Genomic DNA, 3,439 nt, shown 5'->3' on the forward strand with positions numbered 1-3,439 from the left:
CGGTGGGGCTCCCACACAACCCCCACGTTGTGGGGGTCTCGGCGTCGCGCCCCGCCATTTACTCTGCTCGCGCGGGCGTCGGGGGGGGGGGGGGTCCGGCCCCCGGCGCGTTCGTCACACCGCCGGTCAGGCGGTCTTGTTCTTGGTGGCCGAGTCCTTCGCGCGCTTGATCCACTCCGCCGGAGTGATGCGCTTGGCCATCAGCTCACCCGAGGCGTTCTGCAGGTCCTCGTCGAACTTGGACGCGGTGTTCGGGTACTGGTAGTTGAAGGTGTTGGCCGCGGCCGCCTTCAGCGCGACGACGGTGGAGGCGGTGCCCGGCTTCAGCTTGACCTCGGGGCCGACGCCGTCCTTGAGGCAGGTGAGGCTGTTGGCGGCCTGGGCGAACTTGCCGGAGGCCTCCTTGGTCAGCATCATCCGCAGGAACTCCAGGCCGCCGGCCACGTTCTTGGCCTTCGACGGGACGATGAACGGCTCGCCGGCGCCGGCGCGGATCGCCTCGAACGGCAGCTTGTCGCCGGGCAGCGACGGCATCGGCAGGAAGACCATGTCGAAGTCGGCCGGGGTGGTGGCGAGCTGCTCGTTCTCCAGCCAGGAGCCGCAGGGGATGAACGCGGCCTTGTACTGGTTCCACGCGGTCTGCGACTCGATGTGGGTCATGCCGTTGGTGCCGGGGAGCAGGAAGTCCTTGTCGACGATCTGGTAGAACGCCTCGACGACGGTCTTGACGGCCGGGTCGTCCCAGGCGGTGGCGTCCAGCGCGTCGATGCGCTTCATCAGGTCCAGGCCGCCCTGCTTGGCGATCATGTCCAGGATGGCGACGTTGATGTAGTAGGGGTACTTGCCCTGGTGACAGATCGGCGCGATGCCCGCGGCCTTGATGGTGCCGCACAGGGTGATGAAGTCGGCCCAGGTCTTCGGCGCCGTCCAGCCCTTCTCCTTGAAGAGCTTGTTGGAGTACCAGAAGCCCCACACGGTGTAGACGTAGGACAGGTTGTAGACCTTGCCCTTGACGGTGCCGGACTCGATGGTGCCGGGCATCAGCACGTCGCGGATCTTCTTCGACGGGTCGTCGATGTACGGCGCGTCCAGGAGCGGGGCCAGGTCGGTGAGCTGGTTGGAGTCGGCCAGCACGTCGAGCTTGATCTGCTTGTTGCCCGAGTCGTCGATGACGTCCGGCGGGGAGCCGGCGTTGAAGCGCGGCTGGAGCTTGCCGGTGACGTCCTGGTCGGCCTGGTGGTTGATCTTGGCGCCGGGGTAGGTCTTCGAGTAGATCGCCTCGAACGCCTTGGCGTAGTCGCTGCCGTAGCCGCCGTTGAAGATGAAGACCTCGAGGCCGTCGCCGTCCTTGACGCCGAACGGGTTCTTGGCGTCGGTCAGGTTGTAGCCGCCGGCCCCCTTGCTGCCCTTGTCGCTGCTGCCGCCCGTGCCGCCGGCGCAGGCGGTGAGCAGGGAGCCGCCGGTGGCCGCGAGCACGGCGATGCCGGCCGCCCGCTTGAAGATGTCCCGGCGGTTGTACTCGGTTGCAGAGCCCATTGAGTGCTCCTACCCCTCGGTGTCCAAGAAGTTTCTGACGGGTATGACGGAGCGTCAATTCCCGCTGTGCCAAGCGCGCCTAGCGGCAATGCTGCCGGTCAGAGGCGGTGTATGTGATGCGCAAAGGTATAGTCCACTGTTCATCCGGCGGCAATAGTCCGGCTGCCGGATGGGCCGCGTGGGGGTCAAAGCGTTGCGGGCGGTGCAGCATGTGCAATGCGCAGGGAGCCTGCCCATTGCGGCGGCCCGCCCGACACCGAGAAGGTAGCGCGTTCATGTGCGTTTGAACATAGAAACGCGCAACTTCGAGCATCAACACCCAGAAGGTGTGACACCCGAAGCTGCGCGGGTGACCCCGGGCGGCGGACCGTCGGTCACGACCCGCCGCCCGGCGGTGTCACCTCAGTCCGCTGTCCAGCGCGGCCACCAGGGAGCCCTGCGCGTCGTCGTTGTCGAGCGACCACGCCATGACCCCGCCCAGCCCGAGCACGCGGGTGTAGCGGGCCTTGAGGGTCAGCAGCGCGGGGGTGTCGTACGTCCAGAACTCGGTGCCGTCGTACTTCCAGGTCGCGCCGTGCAGCCAGTCGGTGTGCACCGTGCCCGGCAGGTCCTTGATCCGGTTGTACGGCAGGTTGCCGCCCTGCGCGAGGCCGGTCGCGCCCTGGTACAGGCCGGCCTTGCCGCCGTCGGGCACGCCCGTCCAGCCGTAGCCGTAGAACGGCACGCCGAGCACCGCCTTGGCCGGCGGCAGGCCCTTCGCCAGGTAGTGCCGGACGACCCGGTCGGCGCTGTAGCCGGCGTTCTGCGGGGACGGGTCGGCGCTGTCGGAGAAGAGGTTGGCCTGGTGGTTCGTCGGGCCCTGCGCCTCCCAGGGGCCGTGCAGGTCGTAGGTCATGAGGTTGAGCCAGTCCACCGCGCGGGCGACCTGGGGGACCTCCAGCCGGTCGGCCTTCTCCTCGCCCGCCGGGACGGCGGCGGTCAGCAGGTAGTGCGCGTGCCGGGCGCGCCCGAGGGCGTCCAGCTGGCGGCGGAACTCCTGCATCAGCAGGGTGTAGTTGTGCCCGTCCTCGGGCCGGACGACGTTGCCCGCGTCACCGCCGCCGCCCGGGTACTCCCAGTCGATGTCGATGCCGTCGAAGACGCCGGCCGCCGCCCCGGTGCCGCCCTCGATCGAACCGAGCTGCGGCAGGTCGCCCTTGAGGTAGAGGTCGATGCAGGAGGAGACGAACTTCTTGCGCGCGGCGTCGGTGGCGGCCGCGTCGGAGAAGTACTTCGACCAGGTCCAGCCGCCGAGCGAGACGACCGCCCTGAGCTGCGGGTTCTTCGCCTTCAGTTCGCGGAGCTGGTTGAAGTTGCCCTTCAGCGGCTGGTCGGCGGTGTCCGCGACGCCGTTCACGGCCTCGTCCGCGCCGACCGGGCGCTGGTAGTCGGCCCAGGCGTCGCCGATCCCGGCGCCGTTGGCCTCGAAGCAGGTGCCGTCGGGAGAGACGTTGCCGAAGGCGTAGTTGATCACGGTGAGCTTTCCGGCCTGTCCGGATTCCTGCACCTTGCGGGCGGTGGCGCCGCTGTAGACACCCCACTGGGTGAAGTAGCCGACCCGCTGGCCGTGCAGCCGGGGGCCGTGGCCGTCGTCGTGGGCCTGGGCCGCTGCGGGCGCGGCGAGGACGGTGGCCAGTGCCACCGCGAGGACTGCTGAGGTGCGTCTGGGCATGCCCGTGGCCTTCTCTGAGTCAGCATCAAATGGTCTGGACCAAGCTGAGACAGAGGTTTAGTCCACATCGGGCCGTCCGCACAAGGGGGCGGGGGCGGGCGCCCGCGGGTTTTCCGTCGCCGCGGCCGCGCGGCGGCACGACGACCGCCGGGGGGGGGGGCCCGGGGGGGGGGGGGGGGGGGGCGCGGCCCC

Annotated in this window: 2 protein-coding genes; both read right to left on the bottom strand. The window is 69.4% G+C overall.

Features of this window, described 5'->3' with window-relative positions:
- Positions 1 to 126: 126 nt before the first annotated feature.
- Entirely contained in the window at positions 127 to 1,536 is a 1,410-nt protein-coding gene (gene ngcE, locus ACFV0G_RS02455) for an N-acetylglucosamine/diacetylchitobiose ABC transporter substrate-binding protein (RefSeq protein ID WP_380540289.1), read from the bottom strand.
- A gap of 397 nt (positions 1,537 to 1,933) precedes the next feature.
- Positions 1,934 to 3,247, bottom strand: coding sequence for a glycoside hydrolase family 18 protein (locus ACFV0G_RS02460; RefSeq protein WP_380540292.1), 1,314 nt, complete (start codon positions 3,245 to 3,247; stop codon positions 1,934 to 1,936).
- Between the last annotated feature and the right edge of the window lie 192 nt (positions 3,248 to 3,439).

This window comes from Kitasatospora sp. NPDC059571 (assembly GCF_042735675.1).
GTDB lineage: Bacteria > Actinomycetota > Actinomycetes > Streptomycetales > Streptomycetaceae > Kitasatospora.

Excerpts from the sequence above, each read along its gene's own strand:
- ACFV0G_RS02460 (WP_380540292.1), bottom strand. The coding sequence starts at position 3,247 with ATGCCCAGACGCACCTCAGCAGTCCTCGCGGTGGCACTGGCCACCGTC.
- ngcE (WP_380540289.1), bottom strand. The coding sequence starts at position 1,536 with ATGGGCTCTGCAACCGAGTACAACCGCCGGGACATCTTCAAGCGGGCG.